The sequence below is a fragment of the Pseudoalteromonas sp. DL-6 genome, assembly GCF_004328665.1.
Taxonomy (GTDB): domain Bacteria; phylum Pseudomonadota; class Gammaproteobacteria; order Enterobacterales; family Alteromonadaceae; genus Pseudoalteromonas.
In genome coordinates this window covers 1,107,664-1,126,194 of the sequence record NZ_CP019770.1, presented here as the reverse complement: position 1 = coordinate 1,126,194, position 18,531 = coordinate 1,107,664, and the positions used below count along the sequence as shown (strand labels likewise).

The following is an 18,531-nucleotide window of genomic DNA, read 5'->3' as shown; positions in this document are numbered from 1 at the left end:
ACTCTGGTATCTTTCTATAATCACTTTATTGTACATAATATCAAGGTAAAACAGTGCAAAAAACCGTAGAGATTTACACCGATGGTTCGTGTTTAGGTAATCCAGGCCCCGGTGGTTATGGTATTTTTATGATTTATGAAGCCCATGAAAAAAAATTAAGCCAAGGCTACAAGCTTACAACCAACAACCGTATGGAAATGCTGGCAGCCATTGTGGCGCTAGAATCTCTTAATCGTTCTTGCCCTGTAACCCTAACTACCGATAGCCAATATGTTAAGCAGGGTATTGAGTCATGGATCACCAATTGGAAAAAACGCGGTTGGCAAACCTCGGCCAAAAAGCCGGTTAAGAATGTCGATTTATGGAAACGTCTCGACAAAGCCTGTGCCGAGCACGACGTTACCTGGAAATGGGTAAAAGGCCACAGTGGCCATAAATATAACGAAATTGTTGACGACCTTGCTCGTGATGCAGCCAGCGGCAGCGACTTACTCGATGATGAAGGTTATCAACCGTAACCGATAGATTCTAATTACTTTTTGTTTTGCTGATAATGCTGTTTTGAGGTCTGCCTAAGCCCTACCCCTTTTATTGGCGCAAATTGTGGACGAGCATGCCACTTAGGTTTTATTGGCGTAAGTGGCGCAACACGCTTTCGAGCCACCAGCAAATACACACTGCCCATAGGTTTTAAATATTGCTTGGTAAAGCTGCGCCAAAATGCAAACCGCGATAAGCGATTACCCCGTGCCAACGACGAATATATAAAACGCTCATCGACCACAATTTCAAATCCAAGTAAATTTAGCCAATCTTTTACCCGTGCCGGGGTGAAAAAGCGCCCTGTCCACGGTAATTTTTGACGGCTAAATGGCAACAATTGCGCTAACCCACAAAAGCTAAACGGATTAAAACCCGTAATGGCAATATAACCGCCTGGAATAAGGGTTCGATGCGCCTCACGTAATATATGATGCGGATCTGAGTGATACTCTAAACAATGGCTCATAATACAGGCATCTATACTATGCTCGTAAAAAGGCAGTTCGTCTATATCGGCCACTACCCCAGTGTATGGGCCAGGCTCTGCAACGCATACTTGATGCTTAATAGAGCTTTTGCTGGTATCGAGTTCAGCACTTAAGTTACCCAATTTAAGCATATGATAGCCAAACATACGCGGTAACCACGGCGATAATTTGCGTTCTATATCACAACGTAAATAATCACCATGCGGAAACTGCTGCCATGACAACGGTTTGGGGCCTTCTTGAAAACTAAGGGCTGGTTTCATTATATAAGCTCGTTATAATATTAATTAAATACCACTTTATAGAGCAACGATACATGGTGCAAGTCAAAGCAATTAAAGCCTTTTCTGATAACTACATTTGGTGCTTAACCACCGAGCAGAATAACCAAGCGTGGGTGATTGACCCAGGACAATCAGCGCCAGTTTTAGAGCATTTAGCACAGCATAACTTAACCCTTGGCGGTATTTTAATTACCCATCATCATTATGATCATACCGATGGTGTAGCTCAATTAGTAAAGCAGTACCCAAACATTGCAGTTTATGGCCCTAGTAATAGCCCATTTGAGGGAATAACAACGCCTTTAAATGAAGGTGATACAATTAGCGTTTTAAACATTCCATTTGACATTATAGCGACTCCTGGGCACACCCTAGACCATATTTGTTATATTAATGATGCACTGGCCTTTACTGGCGACACCCTATTTAGCGGCGGTTGTGGGCGCTTATTTGAAGGCAGCCCAGAGCAAATGTGGCATTCATTTAATAAGTTGCGAGTACTGCCAAGTGATTGCAAAGTATATTGCACCCACGAATACACCCAAGCAAACTTGGCCTTTGCAAAAGCGGTTGAGCCACGAAACCCCGAATTACTCGCTTACAGCCAGCAAGTAGATGAATTGCGAAAAAATGATGAAATAAGCTTGCCAAGCACCATAGGTCAAGAGCTTAAAGTTAACCCTTTCATGCGTAGCAACTTACCCAATATTACAGAGTCATTACCAAAAGAGTATTGTTTAGTTACAAAAAACAATGAACCTTGGGAAAACTTTGCTAGTCTGAGAAAGTTCAAAGATCATTTTTAAGCTAGCAACAATAATAATAAAACGATTAGTTAATAAACAATAAGTTAACATTTTCTAATCATATTTGTTTGGAACTTTTAACGGTCATAAGTGGCAATGTTGACTCATTATGGGTAGTATTCGCCGAGTTTTTTACCCTATGTATTGGTATTTATGAATAAATCTCCTCTTTTATTGGTCTTAGCGATGACGCTAGGCGGTTGTCAAACACTGACAACGTTAAACACAGATTCACAAAATCAAGCTCAAAACCAGCTTGAAGGCGCCAGCCCAAATGATATTAGCACTGCATTAATGATGAATGCGCAATATCAACAAGTAAACGATATTGAAGAAGAAGCCCCTGTGTTTGACGATGTTTGGGAGCGAATTCGTTACCAATTATCTATTGATATTCCACAAAATCGCCCAGTGGTCGCTGAGCGTAATTATTATGCACGTCATCAGGCATACCTAGATCGCATTTCTAAACGTGCTGAGCCGTATTTACATTTTATTGTTGAAGAAATTGAAAAGCGTGAAATGCCCATCGAAATTGCACTTTTACCCATTGTAGAAAGTGCATTCGACCCTTATGGCTACTCTCACCGTACTGCATCGGGTATTTGGCAATTTATGCCTGCAACTGGCGAGCGTTTCGATTTAAAACAAAACTGGTGGTATGACGGTCGTCGCGATATTGTGCAGTCTACACGCGCTGCACTTGATTATCTCTCGTACTTACACAAAACCCTTGAAGGTGATTGGCTGAACGCAATTGCCGCCTATAACTCAGGTGAAGGCCGCTTGCTGCGAGCGATTAAAAAGAATCGTAAAAAGCATTTACCTACCGACTTTTGGTCACTAGATTTACCTCGTGAAACCACCGCCTACGTGCCTAAATTATTAGCTTTAGCTGATTTACTAAAACGTGCAGATGAGTTTAAAGTGTCGTGGAAGCCAATAATTAACGCACAAGTAGTCGAAGTGGTTAATATTGAGTCACAAATAGATTTAGCACTGGCTGCGGATATGGCCGATATGACTCTTACCGAACTATATCGATTAAATCCAGGATTTAACCGCTGGGCAACCGACCCTGATGGCCCACACTTTTTATTACTTCCTACCGATAAAGTAGAGCAATTCACTGAAAAGCTTACCGCTACAGCGATTAAAAACCGTCTTCGTTGGCAGCAATATAAGGTCAAACGTGGCGATAGCTTGTCGGTGATTGCAGATAAATTTACCACTAGTATTAGCGCGATTAAGTCATTAAATAAGCTTAACTCAAACGTAATTCGTGTGGGTCAACAAATTTTAGTACCACTCACTGATGGTAAAATTAACAGTGAACATTTGCCTCAGCAAGTACGTGCGGCCGCTAATAAAAGTTTACGTACTAAACTTTCTCATACGGTAAAAAGTGGCGATACCCTATGGGATATTAGCCGCGAATACGATGTAACTATGAGTGAATTAGCTAAGTGGAATAAGCTGAAAAAAAATGCAGTACTGCGTTTAAATCAAAAATTGGTAGTTTATAAGTCAGCTAGCCAGCCTAAAAAGTCGACGAGTAATACTAATCGTACTATTACCTACAAAGTGCGCCGAGGCGATTCTTTAGCGCGTATAGCGTCTAAGTTTAATTTAACAGTGAGCGATATTATTAAATGGAATAACCTTGCCGGACAAAAATACTTACAGCCAGGACAAAAGCTTAAATTAAAAGTAGATGTAAGAAGTAGCTGATCCTTATTGTAAAAAACTGTTAAATAAAAAAAGAGCGCATGCGCTCTTTTTTTATGCCTGCTATAAACCTTAGCCTACAATGCCTAAAGGCTGTGCTGTTTGCCATGCACCGCGAGTAAAATCGGGAATATCGATTGAGCGGCTACGCTCACTCACAGACAGGGCTGATAACGGTGAAATAACCGACCACGCTGCGCCATCGTAAACGTCCTGATCCAGCGGTTCGCCATTTCTTAGGCAATAAATCATCCGCCAAAACATTAAAAAATCCATACCCCCGTGGCCACCATTGCGCTGTGCTTCTTCACCCATTTTAATCCATAGGGGATGGTCGTACTGCTCATACCATGCGCTCATATCATAATCCCACTCATGAAAGCTTTTTGATCCGCCATTTTCAAGCGCAATACGATTAGGGAAACCGGCAAACACCCCATTCGTCCCTTGGATTAAGTTATGTCGAGAGTATGGCCGAGGGGTTGTTGTATCGTGCTGTACCATAATACTGCGCCCCTTGAGAGTTTTAATCAGTGTCGTGTTCATATCACCGGCAATATAATTAAGCTGATTACGGGAATGATCCGCTGCAAATTCACGTTGTGCATACGCGCTTCTACCCAGCGAAGGAGAGCTCATGGAGGTTAAAAAATCAAACCTATCGCCACGATTTATATTCATATATTGCGATACAGGGCCTAATCCATGAGTGGGGTATAAGTTACCATCACGTTTTGCATGCCATTGCGTTCGCCATGAGCCTGTTTTGTGCTCAAGCTCTTTCATTTGCCAACGAAGCTCATGAATATAGGCCGCTTCGCCATGTAACAGCTCCCCAAATACACCTTGGCGCACCATGTTTAATACCATTAACTCGTCGCGACCGTAATTCACATTTTCCATCATCATGCAATTTTTTTGAGTACGTTCGGCGGTATCTACAATCTGCCACATTTCGTCAACAGTCAGTGCCAAGGGCACTTCAACAAAAGCATGTTTTGCGCTGTTCATAGTATCGATAGCCATAGGTGCATGCCATGCCCAAGGAGTAGAAATAATGACTATATCTATATCTTGTCGTTCAAGCATTTGTTGATAGGCCCGCTCACTGCCAGTATATAACGCCGGCTTAGCTACCCCTTTATCAACTAAATAATTGGCAGCGCGCTCTAACACCTCAGTGTGCGTGTCACAAATAGCGACTATTTGCGCACCTTCAATATGGCTCATGCGCTTTACATGTCCATAACCGCGCTGACCCACACCAATAAAGCCCACTCTAACCACATCCATTTTGGGCGCGACTAAACCAATAACGCTGCGCCCTTGCTGTTTTGGTGCGCTTGCATTAGCACTTCCACTTGATGCACAACCACTCACTACACCTGCAGCTGCGGCAACACTGGCTGCTTTTAAAAAGTCTCGACGATTAAATTGCTTCATTGCTTTATCCCTTTTGTTATTGTTTTAACTTACCTAAAGGCGATGAACGGGTAAATAGGTGAAGAGGTAAGCGACATAAAAATAAGGTTAAAAGAGATAAAAATTCGCATTTACCGGTTACTTGGGGTTATAGTCGAAAAAAATTATTATTTTAAGTAGTTATGTCTTATATAAAAATCACTGCACTTTTTTTAGCTATTGCACTAACGGGTTGCTCTGAGCCTACAACGCCAGCTTCATCTCTTGAAAACACCCCTGGCGTTAGTTTAAATAATCTTAAACAGCATATTAAAACCTTAGCGTCAGATGACTTTGAAGGACGCGGCCCGCTTACCTTAGGTGAAGTTAAAACCGTTGGTTATTTAAGTGAGCAATACCAAGCAATGGGGTTGTCTGGCGCGTATCAAGAGAAGTATTTACAGCCAGTTAAAATGGCCATGCTAACTGCAGATCAAAACATGCAATTAACTATGGGGAAGCTTAGCTTTATTGCAGGTAAAGACTTCACCGCCCGTACAAAACAGTTACAGCCGATTATTGATGTCCGCAATAGCGATATTGTATTTGTTGGTTATGGGATTAACGCGCCAGAATATAACTGGAACGACTATGCCAATGTTGATGTAACCGATAAAACCGTTATTGTGCTGGTGAACGATCCGGGCTTTGCCACCCAAGACGATACACTATTTACAGGCAATGCCATGACCTACTATGGCCGCTGGACTTATAAATATGAAGAAGCCGCGCGCCGAGGTGCAAAAGCGGTATTTATTGTTCATGAAACAGCCCCAGCCGCATACCCTTGGGGCGTGGTTGAAAGCTCAAACACGGGCACCAAGTATAGCTTGATGGACAATAACCTTAATGCATCTGAACTGCCAGTTATGGGCTGGTTAACACTTAATGCGGCTGAACAAGTATTCGCATCGGCAAACTTAAATTATCAACAATTAAAGCAACACGCATTAAGTAAGCAATTTCAAGCCAAGGAATTGAACTTAAAGGCGAACCTTGCATTTAAAAATGAAGTGTCACACGCTAAATCACATAATGTGGTTGCACAAATTACAGGCAGTGAAACCCCTGACGAATACGTTATTATTAGTGCCCATTGGGACCATTTTGGTACTAAACAAACCGACAGTGGACCTAAAATTTATAATGGCGCAGTCGATAATGCTTCAGGCACCGCAGCAACACTTGAAATAGCTCGCATTATGAGCAAGATGCATCAGCAAAAGCCATTTAAACGCTCAATCCTGTTTGCTAACTTTACTGCCGAAGAAACAGGTCTAATTGGCTCAGAAGAATTTGCCAATGGGGATATGATTGCCACCAAAAAAATGGTCGGATTATTAAATATCGATGGTATGAACGTGCTCGATGAAACCGATTATATTTTGCAATACGGTAGCAACTTATCCGAAATGGAGCATTACTTAGCAAGCGCGGCTAAAGCACAAGGACGCGTGGTAAAAATGGATCCTCGCCCACAAAATGGATTGTTTTTTAGATCAGATCATTTCTCACTCGCTAAACAAGGCGTGCCAAGTTTACTGTTTATGAGCTTAGGTGATACCGACCCTGACTACATCAGTCATAAATACCATAAAGAAGCCGACGACTATTCAGATACATGGTCATTAGCTGGTGCAAAACAAGATATCGAGCTGGTTATAGATATAGCCAGTCAACTTGCCAATAATGGCGACTGGCCTAAGTGGACAAGCGAGTCTGATTTTAAAGCCAAACGTTTAGAAGATAAGTAAATAAAAAAGCAGCCGAGAAATTATTCGGCTGCTTTTATCTGTATCGTTAAAGATTGTGCGTGTTTGTTACTGAACTTTGGCAAATTCTTGTTTAGATAATTCACCATTCCCATCAACATCCAAGTCATCAAATAATTTAGCTAGTTGCGAATTAGCTTGTGCTTCAGACTGGCTGATCACGCCATCACCATCTGTATCGAATGAATCAAAATCAACCGCAGCAAAAGCGGCAGAAGACGAAGCAAGTGCAATTAAAGCAAGCGTTTTAGTAAATGTTTTCATAATAAATCCTTAGCTTAATAAAAAAGTGGGTAAGAAATCCTTTTCAAAGATCCTTAGGGAATTATAAAGTTAGTATGCTGAAAATTCGTCTTTAGAAAGTTCACCATTGCCATCTACGTCCAGCTCTGCAAACTGCTCCATAAGTTCGGCCGCAACCGATGCTTCAGCTTGGCTAATTGCGCCACTACCATCTACATCAAGAGTTTCAAAGTCTGTGCTGGCAAATACTGCAGATGAAGACGCAAGTGCCATAAGTACAAGAGTTGACTGTAATTTTTTCATAATATTAATCCTTCAAAGTATGCAATGTTTGGGTATAAATTAATTAACTCAACGCTACAACCGTACATCCTAGTTATTCTCTTTCATAGGCTCCCTTGCCTATTTAGGTTGTCTTTGGCAACTCAGAATATGTAATAGCGTTGAGCATTGACCTTTTAAGCCTTAGAAAATTCTGCTTTAGAAAGCTCGCCGTTTTTATCCGTATCAAGCTCTGTAAACTTACTCATAAGTGAGGCATCTACTGATGCTTCAGCTTGGCTTATTGCGCCATTACCATCCACATCCAGTGTGTCAAAATCTGTTGCAGCAAACGCCACAGATGAAGAAGCAAGTGCCATTAATACCAGTGTTGATTTAAATGTTGTCATAACGTAATTCCTTCATTGGGTTGTAAGGTTAAGCGCTAAGCTTAATCACTTTTTGCTAAATACAGCTTAGGTATTACAACTTCGATGCCATGTTTATTTTTTCATTTATAAACAATAAGTTAAAAATAAAAATGTGATTTTTACTTAAAAATACCTCGTATTTTGTTGCTCTTTTGCAACAGCTACTTTTAACTAAAAAGATATCCTTTAAAATTCAATAAGTTAAACCTCCTAAAAAAGACACACCTATCTCTAATTAAACACAAAACAACAAGACTGAGCCGCTATAGGAATAAATCGCCACTGAACAAATTAACAACGCGAAATTAAACAGGTTAAATTAAATATGTAACAAATTGAAAATAAACAACTTAAATTGATTTGTAGAAAAATATAAATTAATTTTTTAACGGGGAGAGAAAAGCAAGGATTTGTCGCCGTATGGCGAATAAATACTTAAAGTAAGGAATGAATCTCGTGCGGGATACTAATTTGATATCACTCATACCCACTTATTTGGGCATGAGTACAAGCGGTCACTTCCAGCCTTGGCGCCACCTTTGTTCATCTTTTAAATCGCGCCACTGAATAGGATATTGATTCTTTGACATCACCGCTTCAGTGATACATTCAATCACATTAGCGTCTTCATCAAATTCTACCTCAACAATAATAAAGTGCTTTTCTTTATTAATAGCTGGGATGGCAGTCCATTTACTATTTAGCAGTTTTTTAGGGTTTAATTTATTCATACTACACCTTTTATGTTTTCTGCTTGAGAATACGCATCAGGGATACGTTTAGTTTTATTAAAAAACAAAAAACTTCCCTTTAAACATTTGTATTTAGCAATGAAAAGCATATTCTCCAACATCAAGCGAAAGTAATTCAATAGCCGCATCTTCACCTATACTTGGCGTTTCACGAGTTCAAGCGGGGGAAAATCACTGTTTTAGCGCAAGGATTCAGGGTCAGAGGCCTGTTCGCTGCCACCTTAAAATACGCTGGATAATAATACACCCCGTTACACACAGTAATGACTATTTGATTGCTATAACTGTTTACTTCGGCTCATACAACCAAAACCAATAAATAATAGCGACAATAAGTAAAACGCCTAATAAATTAATTAATAACATAATTAAATCCCCTATAAATAAAGTTACGAGTTACTGGCTTTAAAATAACGTAATCGGTTTGCATTAGTGACTACAGTAAGCGATGATAAAGCCATTGCCGCGCCAGCTACGACTGGGTTTAGTAGTAAACCAAAAAACGGATACAACAGCCCTGCAGCAATCGGAATACCCGCAATGTTATAAATAAACGCCCCAAATAAATTTTGTTTAATATTAGTTATGGTTGCGCCACTAATTGCAATGGCATCTGCAAGACCATGAAGTGAGCCTCGCATCAGCGTTATATCCGCACTTTCAATAGCTACATCTGTGCCAGTGCCAATGGCAAATCCAACATCGGCTTGTGCCAATGCTGGCGCATCATTTATACCATCACCAGTCATGCCCACAACTTCACCTTGAGATTGACGCTTAGTCACTTCACTGGCTTTATCATCTGGCATTACTTGCGCTATAAAGTCTGTAATACCGACTTTGCTGGCAACGGCTTTAGCGGTCGCTTGGTTATCGCCTGTCAGCATAACCACCTGCATACCTTTATTTTGTAAGCGTTTAATGGCCTCAGCTGAGTCTTCTTTTATTGGGTCAGCAACTGCGATTATGGCATGTAATTGATTGCCAATAGCAAAGTACATCGGCGTTTTAGCAGCGTTGGCAAGCTGCTCGGCTTGAGGTATTGCCTCTGCAATATCTATATTGTGGCTTTTCATCAGTACCTGATTGCCAAACAATAGGCTTTGCTCATTAATGGTACCGGTCACACCTTGCCCAGTGATAGCATTAAAATTACTGACTTTTTCAAGGGTGATATTTTGGTTTTTAGCATAATTAACAATAGCTTCGGCTAATGGATGCTCAGAACTACTTTCAAGACTAGCTGCTAACTTTAGCACCTCGGTACTGTCGCTTTGGTTGAACGTAACCACATCGGTCACGGTTGGCTTACCTGCGGTTATAGTGCCTGTTTTATCTAAGATCATGGTGGTGATTTTAGCTGTTGTTTGTAGCGCTTCACCGTTACGAATAAGTATACCCGACTGAGCAGCTTTACCTATGCCGACCATAATTGACATCGGTGTAGCTAAGCCAAGTGCACACGGGCAAGCAATAATTAAAACTGTGGTTATTGCAACAACCGCATAAGCAATACTCGGCTGTGGGCCAAAGTTAAGCCATGCTAAGCCTGCTAGCACCGCAATAATCATCACTGTGGGTACAAATATGCCTGAAATAACATCAGCTAAGCGTCCAATTGAGGGTTTAGAGTTTTGTGCACGTTTAACCATATTAATAATATTCGCTAAGGTGGTTTCGCTGCCTATATGGGTTGCTTTAAACAACAAAGTACCACTTTTATTAATACTGCCAGCAACAACCTTGTCACCCTCACCTTTATTAACCGGCATCGGTTCACCTGTGAGCATTGATTCATCCAGTGTACTGCTGCCTTCAATAACATCTCCATCGACTGAAATTTTCTCTCCAGGGCGGACACGAATCAAGTCACCTTTAATAACTTGGCTTATAGCTACATCTTGCTCTTGGTTATCTCGGATCACCCGTGCCGTTTTAGGCTGTAAACCAATTAAGCGTTTAATCGCCTCAGAGGTACGCCCTCGCGCCTTTACTTCAAAGGCTAAGCCAAGACTTATTAAGCCTATGATCATTGCTGAGGCTTCAAAATAAACATGTCTAGCCACCTCTGGTAATAGACTTGGCATGCTCACCACCACCATTGAATATAGCCAAGCTGTTCCCGTACCAAGCGCAATCAAGGTATCCATATTCGCTGTATGATTTTTAAATGACTGCCATGCGCCAGTATAAAATTGCTTACCCGACACAATCATTACGACTAACGTCATCACTCCAACAATAAACCAGCCAATGCGCTGAGTTTGGGTGGTGACACTCATATCAAAAATTAAACCATAAAGCATTAATGGCGCACCCAAACCCAATGCCAATACCATATTGCGCATGAGCTTTTTATAGTGCGCGTTATCAGCTTCGGCTTTTTCATCTAGGGCGTCTTGTTGAGAATCACTATTTATAGGTTTAGCTTGATAGCCAATATCAGCGACAGCGTGCATTAGCTCCCCAGCCTTAGCCGAACCTTCTACTTGCACAGTTCGATCGGCAAAGTTCATTTCAACGCGCTGCGCACCCTTTACATTTTTCAGTGCTTTCTCTATTTTAGCCACGCAACTGCCACAATTTGCGCCTTCAATCATAAAGTTTTGCGTGGTGGATTGATTACTCATAACGCTTCCTTAGTATTTTTAACTTCAGAGATTGGATCAACAAAGGTCTCTATTAAGCTACATATATCTGCACTTACAGCCCCATCAGGCGATTTATCCCACTGTTTAACCGCTGCTTGCATTCGCGTGCGTAATTTAAGTGTTTCTTGAAAGTGCTGCTCTGTTTCCTCTAGTCGCTTTGCTATTAATTGTCGTGTGAGCGGACAAGGGCACTGCCCTTGCTCTGACTGTGCAATAATTTGTTGAATATCTTTTATTGAAAAACCAAGTTGACGGGCACTAATAATAAACTTTAAACGTTGCTGATCCGCTGCGGTATACACTTGATAACCATTGTGCTGACTACGAATAGGATTAAGCAGCTTTATTCGCGTGTAATGACGAACTGTGTCTTGGGTCACGCCCATAGTATTGGCTAATTGCTTTACGTACATCATTAAACCTCTGGCTGGCTATGTAATGACAACATAATAAACCTATGTGTAACACATAGGTCAACAATTAATTAAGCATATGGCTGGGAGTGCGAAAGAAAGTTAAGATAAGAGCAGCCACAATATGTGACTGCTAAATTTGAGAGTTACTATAGTGCTTAGTTTGCTTTGCTTCGAGATTGCTTAAGTGCTTCACCAAGCTCACCCGCAATAGCTTGAATTTCAGGCATTGCGTCTTGCACTAAAGCCTGCGACATTTGCATTGATTCTTGCATTACTTGTGGCATTTTCTTCAAAATAGCCTGCCCTGACTCTGTCTTATAAAAAGCTAACATGTCGCTAATTTCTTGTTCAGTAAATTGTTTATCGTAGAGGTTAATCATCATCGGCTGCATTTTTTGCCAGCTCATTTTTGTTTTTAATACCTTAGTCATATCAGCATAATATTTGTCGAAAATTGCTTTCTCATCTGGCTTTACGCCCATTTGAACTGACATATTTTGCATCATACCCTCAACTTGCGCATACATAGAGTCAACCATGGCATCCATGTTCATTACCTCTACCAGCTCATCAATTTTTTGCTGTTTGGCAGTTTGCGCTGCAAGGTTAGTTGAAAAAATTAAAAGTGAAAGCAGTATTACCTTACCCATATTAATATCCTTTTTGTATTTGAATTAGCGTCATAATCACATGTTCAACAAGTGTTGTAAATGGGGACAACCAAAAAACGAAAAAGCCGAATAACAGGTGTTTATTCGGCTTTTAATCGTTTATTCCCAAAGCTAATCTTTCTCGATATTATCGAGCCCTTTCGTTCCCTCTTTAGCTTTAAGCTTATGATGAATAGCGGTTTTAATCAGCATATAGCCACTAATAGGTGCAGTGATTAATAGAAATATAGTGATTAATATTTCTTTTACACTTAAGCCACTGACTGAATTAGCAAAAAATACCATAGCAGCGGTAAGTATACTCGCCATACCTAAAGTGGTGGCTTTTGTTGGCCCATGTAAACGCATAAAAAAGTCAGGTAATTTAATTAAGCCAATTGAGCCAATTAAAATAAATAACCCGCCTAACAGCAGCAATATAGATACGATCCATTCACTTATCATTTTAATACCTTACTCAATTATGTCGCCACGAAGTAAATACTTACATACGGCTACCGTACTTATAAACCCAAGCATGGCAATAAGTAAGGCTGCTTCAAAGTACAGCCCCGTGCCCATGCTAATGCTATATAAAATAATCAGTGCAATCACGTTAATGTACATAGTATCGAGCGCTAAAATACGATCCGGTACTGATGGGCCAATAATAAGTCGCCATAAATTAAGTAATAACGACAATCCAACCATTGAAAAAACAATCAGTAATACTGTATCTAACATTGAAATATCTCCTTTAGGGGAGCTTCGTAACGTGCTTTTATTTGTTTAATAAGCGCTTGCTCATCATCTAAGTCTAACACGTGAATTAATAAATAACGCTGTACCGGTTCATCGTCTTCATTAAGCGATTTAATCAGCGGGTAAACCTCGGCACTTACCGTACCCGGCGTTAAAGACACGCAGCTTGCTAAAATAGTAATTGGCATTTCATGCATTAAATCTATAGGCACTTTAACAAAGCCTGGGCGCAGATTTTTTGAAGGGCCCAAAATTAATAATGCAACTTGCAAGTTAGCCACTATAATATCGTAAAGTACGATTAGTAATTGCTTAAGTGCTAGCCCCGGCTTTAATATCAGCGGTTGCGGGTCTCTAAACGACATACTAAATAACGGTATTAGCAACGCGAGTAGCGCTCCTAATATAATATGCCCTACCGACACACTGTTATTTAACAAGAGCCATACTATAAATAAAAATAGACTACGAAACGGCGTAGGTAACCAACCAAAACGAGCTTGTAAGCGCATTACATACCTCCCTTAAGTACCGCATTTATACCACCACTAATATCGTGAAGCTGTGTTGCCGCCTCGAGGGCGTACTGCGTTGCCACGTCACCAAAAATAACCAGTAGTATTGAACTTGCTAATAAACCAACTAACACGGTCACTTGTAACGGGTGGGCATTGGCAGCATCGCTAGCATCACCTGTTTTGTCTTTACGTTCCCAAAACAAACTAGTACCCGCACGTGATATAGCCACAATTAGCGCTAAGCTCATAATTAAGTAAACAGGCCAAAATACCAGTGCTTGCTCGCTATTTAAGGTCGTTTTTAAAATCCAAATTTTGCCAACAAAGCCCGAAAAAGGTGGCATACCAATAACGGTTAAACCGGCAATAATAAAACACGCACCTAATAAAAATGGTTGTTTTACTGCACGTCCTCCAACTAATCGATCACCAGCTTTACCTCGTTGTGTTGCAATTAAATCAGCAAGTAAAAATAGCGCCGCAGTCACTAACGTTGAATGCACTAAATAGTAAAGCAATGCAGCGGTGGCATTTATGTTTTGGAGTGCGACTAATGCCACTAAGGTTCCCACAGAGACAAGCACTAAATTAGCGGTAAGCTTACGTAAATCTTGTGCGGCTAACACCCCTATTGCGCCAATCACTATGGTGGCAATAGCCAGCGCCCATAACCAAGACTGCGCCATATGCTCAAGTTCGCCAGCTTGTTCACCAAAAATAACCGTATATACACGTAAGGTTGCGTAAACACCGACTTTGGTCATAATAGCGAATAATGCAGCAACCACAGGTGTGGCACTTGAGTAGGCGTTTGGTAACCATAAATGCAATGGTAATAACGCACTTTTAAGTGCAAATACAACGAGTAATAATAACCCGCCCGCTTTTGCTAAATAAACGTCGTCACCACTTAGCTGCGGTACTTTATTGGCCATATCAGCAATATTTAAGGTGCCTAATACTCCGTATAAAATACCTAAACCAATTAAAAATACGCTTGAACCAACTAAATTTAAAATAACGTAATGCAGAGCAGCGCGCGTTTTGGGTTTACCGCCACCGTGCATTAACAGCGCATAAGAGGCAATTAATAACACTTCAAAAAATACGAAGACGTTAAATAAATCCCCAGTTAAAAATGCACCATTTACCCCAAGTATTAAAAAATGGATTAAAGGGTGAAAAAAGCTACCTTGTTCATCATCACCAGCACAGCCATATAAAGCCACGCCAACCCCCAAAAAGGCGGTTAAAGTGACTAACAAGGTCGAGAGCATATCTGCAACCAGTACAATACCAAACGGCGCAGACCAGTTACCTATTGCATAAACAATAATACCGTTATCTTTAACCTGAATTAGCAGTAATACTGTGACTGCAAAGGTTAGAATAGCCATTAAACTAGACATAAATCGGCGTGCAAATAAGCTTTTGCCACACGGTGGAAGCAACAAAATAATTGCCGCTAACATTGGCAGTAAAATAGGCAAAGATGCTAAATGCTGAATCATTTTCTCTCCTTGCGTTTATTTTTAGTTAGGGTGCCATCAACATGGTCGTTGCCTAAATCTGCTCGGCCTCGAATAGATAAAATAACCACAAACGCAGTCATCGCAAAGCCAATTACAATGGCTGTTAACACTAAGGCTTGTGGTAGCGGGTCAGCGTAATCAGCGCCAGTCCCTAGTACCACGGCTTTATTAATTGTTAAGCGCCCTGATGAGAATAAAAACAAATTAACCGCGTAAGAAATCATTGTCAGCCCCAGTACCACTGGGAATGTACGCGCTCTTAGCAATAAAAACACGCCACAGGTGACTAACACGCCAACGCAAGATGCGTATAACAGTTCCATTAAATATTTACCTCTTCTTTCTCTGCGTTCGCGGTCATATTACCTAAGCTCGCAAGGATCATCAGCGTAGCGCCAACAACAGTTAAGTACACGCCCAAGTCAAATACAATGGCGCTGGCAAGCTCTGTTTTACCAACAAACGGAATATCAAAGTAATCAAACCAGGTAGTTAAAAATGGCTTGTCAAAGAACCAACTTCCCACACCTGTAAACATGGCAATAGCAATACCTGATGCAATAATTTTTCGATAGTTAACATCAAAGCGTTCATTTATCCACGCAGTACCATGCGCCATATATTGTAAAATAAAGGCAATAGAAGTTACGAGGCCTGCTATAAAGCCTCCTCCAGGTAAGTTATGACCGCGTAGGAAAATATAAGCAGACACTAATAGCGCTAATGGCAGTAAGCTTTGAGAAATACAAGCCAATAAAATAGGATGGCGATCTTTAGACCATGGACGCCCTTCACTATCGCTCGCTGGCATATAAAGTGGAATTCTTGATAACAGTTTAAATATGCCCAGTGCGGCAATACCTAGTACGGTAATTTCACCTAAAGTATCAAAGCCCCTAAAATCAACCAAAATAACGTTAACTACATTAGTACCACCACCGCCTGTTTTGGCGTTAGCAATAAAGAACTCAGAAATTGAATCAAGCGGACGAGTCAGTAAGGCGTAACAAATACTGGCAATAATGATCCCCACGGTAGAGGAGATAACCACATCACGTAAAATACGCAATGAGCTTGACTCTCTTGGCGTGCTTTGAGGTAAGAAAAACAGTGCCAACATTAATAGTATAATAGTGGCTACTTCTACAGTAAGTTGCGTTAAGGCCAAGTCAGGCGCTGAAAAACGGGTAAACGCCACCGACACCATTAAACCCACAATCGACAGCATTAATAACGACACCATTCGAATTCGATGCCAAATAACGGTAGCAATTGCGCCTATTATGAGTAGCCCTGCACCAATTGCGTTTTGAATGTCAACCGGAGTATTAGGCACACTGCCAGCTAGCTGTTTCATTTCAAATAATGGCCAACCAGAGGCAAGTAATACAACACCTAACATAATAAATACATAGCGTTGTAATGAGCCATTTTCTGTTGATTGGATTTTGTTTTGACACCAATTAACCACTACCGCTAAAAAACGCTCGAAGATTTTTTTAGCATTAAAAGGAGGTAACGACGCCTGGAACTGGAACAAGTACTTACGATTAACGTAAATAAATAAACCACCAATCACCGCCATACCACTCATAAGTAGAGGTAAGTTGAAACCATGCCAAATCGTCAACTTGTACTCCGGCATTGCTTGACCAAGTACGGCCAGTGATGCAGCCGACAAGATACCGTCGACGGCAAAGTGCGGGAAAATACCCACTAAAATACATAGCACCACTAAAATTTCGATAGGCACACGCATATAACGCGGCGCCTCATGAGGGGTACGCGGTAAATCAATTGGCTCACCATTAAAGAACACGTCATGAATAAAGCGTGATGAGTACGCCACCGACAACGCGCCCGCAACAGTCGCTAGCACCGGAATTAACCAAGACATAGAGCCAAGCACCTGCTGATGCAGTGTCTCAGCAAAGAACATTTCTTTTGATAAGAAACCATTTAATAACGGTACACCGGCCATAGCGGCAGCAGCGACCATCGCCAGGGTGGCTGTATACGGTAAGTAGCGCCACATGCCATTGAGTTTGCGCATATCACGGGTACCGGTTTCATGGTCAATAATACCGGTTGCCATAAATAACGACGCTTTAAACGTCGCATGGTTAATAATATGAAAAATAGCGGCAACGGTTGCAAGCTGTGTATCTAGACCAAGTAATAACGTAATTAAGCCCAAATGACTAATCGTTGAATAGGCTAATAAGCCTTTTAAATCATGTTTGAATAACGCGATATAAGCGCCAAATAATAGCGTGGTTAAACCGGTCAAACCGACCAATAAAAACCAGGTATCGGTACCCGCCAATGCGGGATAAAAACGCGCAAGTAAAAAGATACCCGCTTTTACCATAGTGGCAGAGTGTAAATACGCACTAACCGGCGTAGGTGCAGCCATGGCGTGCGGTAACCAAAAATGAAACGGGAATTGTGCAGATTTAGTAAAAGCACCTAGTAAAACTAATACCAATGCCAATTCATATAAGTCGTGAGATTGAATAATCGCTTTACTGGCTAAAATGGTGTCTAAATCGTAACTGCCAACAATGTCGCCTAACAACATTAAACCACCCAGTAAGGCTAAACCACCGGCACCTGTTACCGCTAATGCCATACGCGCCCCCTTGCGCGCCTCTGATTTATGCCACCAGTAACTGATTAACAAAAACGAGCTAATACTCGTTAGCTCCCAAAACACCCATAACTGAATTACATTATTTGACATAACAATGCCTAGCATGGCGGTCATAAATAACATTAAATAGCTAAATAGCTTTGGCAGTGAATCATTTTGACTTAGATAATAACGGGCATACAAGATCACCAGTAGCCCTATTCCTAAAATCATAAATAAAAACAGTAAACTCAATCCATCCAAGCGCAAGGAAATATCTAACCCTAAGGCTGGTATCCACTGCGCGCTAAAACGAATAGTTTCTCCCGCAAGAACAGCGGGCGCATGATAAAGTGTAATTGCAAGCGCGGCTAATGGCGCAATAGCCGTTAGGCTCGTTGCCTGATTTCGAGAAAGTTTGCCGGTGCATGCAGAAATAACACTGCCTAATAAGGATAACAGGGGTATCCAGAGCAAAGTCATAATGAAGGGCCTTTTTGAATCATAAAGTTTATCAATTCGCTACTTGTTATTATTAAATACCAAAGTGACTTGGGTATACGTTTTATGTCTGTTTTTTAACAACATTAATACGTACAGT

19 protein-coding genes are annotated in these 18,531 nt (G+C 41.0%); 4 read left to right on the top strand and 15 right to left on the bottom strand.

Annotated features, from left to right (window positions below):
* Positions 1–53 precede the first annotated feature (53 nt).
* Positions 54–518, top strand: a complete 465-nt coding sequence (gene rnhA / locus B1F84_RS05225; protein WP_008114594.1) for a ribonuclease HI — start codon at positions 54–56, stop codon at positions 516–518.
* Positions 519–532: 14 nt separating this feature from the next.
* On the opposite strand, the gene B1F84_RS05220 is transcribed toward rnhA, so the two are convergent.
* A complete protein-coding gene (locus B1F84_RS05220) occupies positions 533–1,294 on the bottom strand; it encodes a class I SAM-dependent methyltransferase (RefSeq protein ID WP_131690774.1) in 762 nt (253 codons plus the stop codon).
* Between the two features lie 53 nt (positions 1,295–1,347).
* On the opposite strand from B1F84_RS05220, the gene gloB reads away from it, so the two are divergent.
* Together gloB and B1F84_RS05210 are read left to right on the top strand one after the other, a co-directional pair.
* Positions 1,348–2,121, top strand: coding sequence for a hydroxyacylglutathione hydrolase (gene gloB, locus B1F84_RS05215; RefSeq protein WP_131690773.1), 774 nt, complete (start codon positions 1,348–1,350; stop codon positions 2,119–2,121).
* Between the two features lie 153 nt (positions 2,122–2,274).
* A complete protein-coding gene (locus B1F84_RS05210; protein ID WP_075170564.1) occupies positions 2,275–3,852 on the top strand; it encodes a LysM peptidoglycan-binding domain-containing protein in 1,578 nt (525 codons plus the stop codon).
* A 69-nt stretch (positions 3,853–3,921) separates the two neighbouring features.
* On the opposite strand, the gene B1F84_RS05205 is transcribed toward B1F84_RS05210, so the two are convergent.
* A complete protein-coding gene (locus B1F84_RS05205) occupies positions 3,922–5,292 on the bottom strand; it encodes a Gfo/Idh/MocA family oxidoreductase (RefSeq protein ID WP_131690772.1) in 1,371 nt (456 codons plus the stop codon).
* A 161-nt stretch (positions 5,293–5,453) separates the two neighbouring features.
* Here B1F84_RS05205 and B1F84_RS05200 point away from each other — a divergent pair, with 161 nt between their 5' ends.
* Positions 5,454–7,064 (top strand): M28 family metallopeptidase, encoded by a 1,611-nt coding sequence (locus B1F84_RS05200; protein WP_131690771.1) that lies wholly within the window; start codon positions 5,454–5,456, stop codon positions 7,062–7,064.
* A gap of 66 nt (positions 7,065–7,130) precedes the next feature.
* Here the strand turns inward: B1F84_RS05200 and B1F84_RS05195 are convergent, their stop codons facing one another.
* The 13 genes from B1F84_RS05195 to B1F84_RS05130 all read right to left on the bottom strand — a co-directional run bounded on the left by B1F84_RS05195 (position 7,131) and on the right by B1F84_RS05130 (position 18,413).
* On the bottom strand, positions 7,131–7,346 hold the full coding sequence (locus B1F84_RS05195; RefSeq protein WP_131690770.1) for a calmodulin: 216 nt from the start codon (positions 7,344–7,346) through the stop codon (positions 7,131–7,133).
* Positions 7,347–7,415: 69 nt separating this feature from the next.
* The gene (locus B1F84_RS05190; RefSeq protein ID WP_010391414.1) at positions 7,416–7,628 is read right to left on the bottom strand and encodes a calmodulin; all 213 of its coding nucleotides are present in this window, start codon (positions 7,626–7,628) and stop codon (positions 7,416–7,418) included.
* Between the two features lie 155 nt (positions 7,629–7,783).
* Positions 7,784–7,996: an EF-hand domain-containing protein gene (locus B1F84_RS05185; protein ID WP_010391413.1), complete on the bottom strand. Its 213-nt coding sequence runs from the start codon at positions 7,994–7,996 to the stop codon at positions 7,784–7,786.
* 536 nt (positions 7,997–8,532) lie between these two features.
* The gene (locus B1F84_RS05180) at positions 8,533–8,748 is read right to left on the bottom strand and encodes a TIGR02450 family Trp-rich protein (RefSeq protein WP_010391412.1); all 216 of its coding nucleotides are present in this window, start codon (positions 8,746–8,748) and stop codon (positions 8,533–8,535) included.
* Positions 8,749–9,158: 410 nt separating this feature from the next.
* Positions 9,159–11,399: a heavy metal translocating P-type ATPase gene (locus tag B1F84_RS05170; protein ID WP_131690769.1), complete on the bottom strand. Its 2,241-nt coding sequence runs from the start codon at positions 11,397–11,399 to the stop codon at positions 9,159–9,161.
* Entirely contained in the window at positions 11,396–11,833 is a 438-nt protein-coding gene (locus B1F84_RS05165; RefSeq protein ID WP_131691905.1) for a MerR family transcriptional regulator, read from the bottom strand. Before B1F84_RS05165 ends, B1F84_RS05170 begins: the two co-directional genes overlap by 4 nt.
* Before the next feature lie 158 nt (positions 11,834–11,991).
* Positions 11,992–12,486: a DUF2059 domain-containing protein gene (locus B1F84_RS05160; protein ID WP_010391408.1), complete on the bottom strand. Its 495-nt coding sequence runs from the start codon at positions 12,484–12,486 to the stop codon at positions 11,992–11,994.
* Between the two features lie 132 nt (positions 12,487–12,618).
* Entirely contained in the window at positions 12,619–12,951 is a 333-nt protein-coding gene (locus B1F84_RS05155; protein ID WP_008114566.1) for a Na+/H+ antiporter subunit G, read from the bottom strand.
* Positions 12,952–12,960: 9 nt separating this feature from the next.
* Positions 12,961–13,230 carry a K+/H+ antiporter subunit F gene (locus B1F84_RS05150; RefSeq protein WP_008114565.1) on the bottom strand — a complete coding sequence of 90 codons (270 nt, stop codon included), beginning with the start codon at positions 13,228–13,230 and terminating at the stop codon, positions 12,961–12,963.
* On the bottom strand, positions 13,224–13,760 hold the full coding sequence (locus B1F84_RS05145; RefSeq protein WP_054202162.1) for a Na+/H+ antiporter subunit E: 537 nt from the start codon (positions 13,758–13,760) through the stop codon (positions 13,224–13,226). The genes B1F84_RS05150 and B1F84_RS05145 overlap by 7 nt, the downstream gene beginning before the upstream one ends.
* On the bottom strand, positions 13,760–15,277 hold the full coding sequence (locus B1F84_RS05140; RefSeq protein WP_010391405.1) for a monovalent cation/H+ antiporter subunit D: 1,518 nt from the start codon (positions 15,275–15,277) through the stop codon (positions 13,760–13,762). Before B1F84_RS05140 ends, B1F84_RS05145 begins: the two co-directional genes overlap by 1 nt.
* The gene (locus tag B1F84_RS05135; RefSeq protein WP_054202160.1) at positions 15,274–15,621 is read right to left on the bottom strand and encodes a Na+/H+ antiporter subunit C; all 348 of its coding nucleotides are present in this window, start codon (positions 15,619–15,621) and stop codon (positions 15,274–15,276) included. The genes B1F84_RS05140 and B1F84_RS05135 overlap by 4 nt, the downstream gene beginning before the upstream one ends.
* Positions 15,621–18,413 (bottom strand): monovalent cation/H+ antiporter subunit A, encoded by a 2,793-nt coding sequence (locus B1F84_RS05130; protein WP_131690768.1) that lies wholly within the window; start codon positions 18,411–18,413, stop codon positions 15,621–15,623. The genes B1F84_RS05135 and B1F84_RS05130 overlap by 1 nt, the downstream gene beginning before the upstream one ends.
* Between the last annotated feature and the right edge of the window lie 118 nt (positions 18,414–18,531).

What these genes read in the sequence shown, in the direction of transcription:
- B1F84_RS05130 (WP_131690768.1), bottom strand. Translation starts at nt 18,413, where the DNA reads ATGACTTTGCTCTGGATACCCCTGTTATCCTTATTAGGCAGTGTTATT.
- B1F84_RS05190 (WP_010391414.1), bottom strand. Translation starts at nt 7,628, where the DNA reads ATGAAAAAATTACAGTCAACTCTTGTACTTATGGCACTTGCGTCTTCA.
- B1F84_RS05195 (WP_131690770.1), bottom strand. Translation starts at nt 7,346, where the DNA reads ATGAAAACATTTACTAAAACGCTTGCTTTAATTGCACTTGCTTCGTCT.
- B1F84_RS05210 (WP_075170564.1), top strand. Translation starts at nt 2,275, where the DNA reads ATGAATAAATCTCCTCTTTTATTGGTCTTAGCGATGACGCTAGGCGGT.
- B1F84_RS05140 (WP_010391405.1), bottom strand. Translation starts at nt 15,277, where the DNA reads ATGATTCAGCATTTAGCATCTTTGCCTATTTTACTGCCAATGTTAGCG.
- B1F84_RS05135 (WP_054202160.1), bottom strand. Translation starts at nt 15,621, where the DNA reads ATGGAACTGTTATACGCATCTTGCGTTGGCGTGTTAGTCACCTGTGGC.
- B1F84_RS05155 (WP_008114566.1), bottom strand. Translation starts at nt 12,951, where the DNA reads ATGATAAGTGAATGGATCGTATCTATATTGCTGCTGTTAGGCGGGTTA.
- B1F84_RS05160 (WP_010391408.1), bottom strand. Translation starts at nt 12,486, where the DNA reads ATGGGTAAGGTAATACTGCTTTCACTTTTAATTTTTTCAACTAACCTT.
- B1F84_RS05200 (WP_131690771.1), top strand. Translation starts at nt 5,454, where the DNA reads ATGTCTTATATAAAAATCACTGCACTTTTTTTAGCTATTGCACTAACG.
- B1F84_RS05150 (WP_008114565.1), bottom strand. Translation starts at nt 13,230, where the DNA reads ATGTTAGATACAGTATTACTGATTGTTTTTTCAATGGTTGGATTGTCG.
- B1F84_RS05170 (WP_131690769.1), bottom strand. Translation starts at nt 11,399, where the DNA reads ATGAGTAATCAATCCACCACGCAAAACTTTATGATTGAAGGCGCAAAT.
- B1F84_RS05220 (WP_131690774.1), bottom strand. Translation starts at nt 1,294, where the DNA reads ATGAAACCAGCCCTTAGTTTTCAAGAAGGCCCCAAACCGTTGTCATGG.
- B1F84_RS05165 (WP_131691905.1), bottom strand. Translation starts at nt 11,833, where the DNA reads ATGTACGTAAAGCAATTAGCCAATACTATGGGCGTGACCCAAGACACA.
- gloB (WP_131690773.1), top strand. Translation starts at nt 1,348, where the DNA reads ATGGTGCAAGTCAAAGCAATTAAAGCCTTTTCTGATAACTACATTTGG.
- B1F84_RS05205 (WP_131690772.1), bottom strand. Translation starts at nt 5,292, where the DNA reads ATGAAGCAATTTAATCGTCGAGACTTTTTAAAAGCAGCCAGTGTTGCC.
- B1F84_RS05185 (WP_010391413.1), bottom strand. Translation starts at nt 7,996, where the DNA reads ATGACAACATTTAAATCAACACTGGTATTAATGGCACTTGCTTCTTCA.
- B1F84_RS05180 (WP_010391412.1), bottom strand. Translation starts at nt 8,748, where the DNA reads ATGAATAAATTAAACCCTAAAAAACTGCTAAATAGTAAATGGACTGCC.
- B1F84_RS05145 (WP_054202162.1), bottom strand. Translation starts at nt 13,760, where the DNA reads ATGCGCTTACAAGCTCGTTTTGGTTGGTTACCTACGCCGTTTCGTAGT.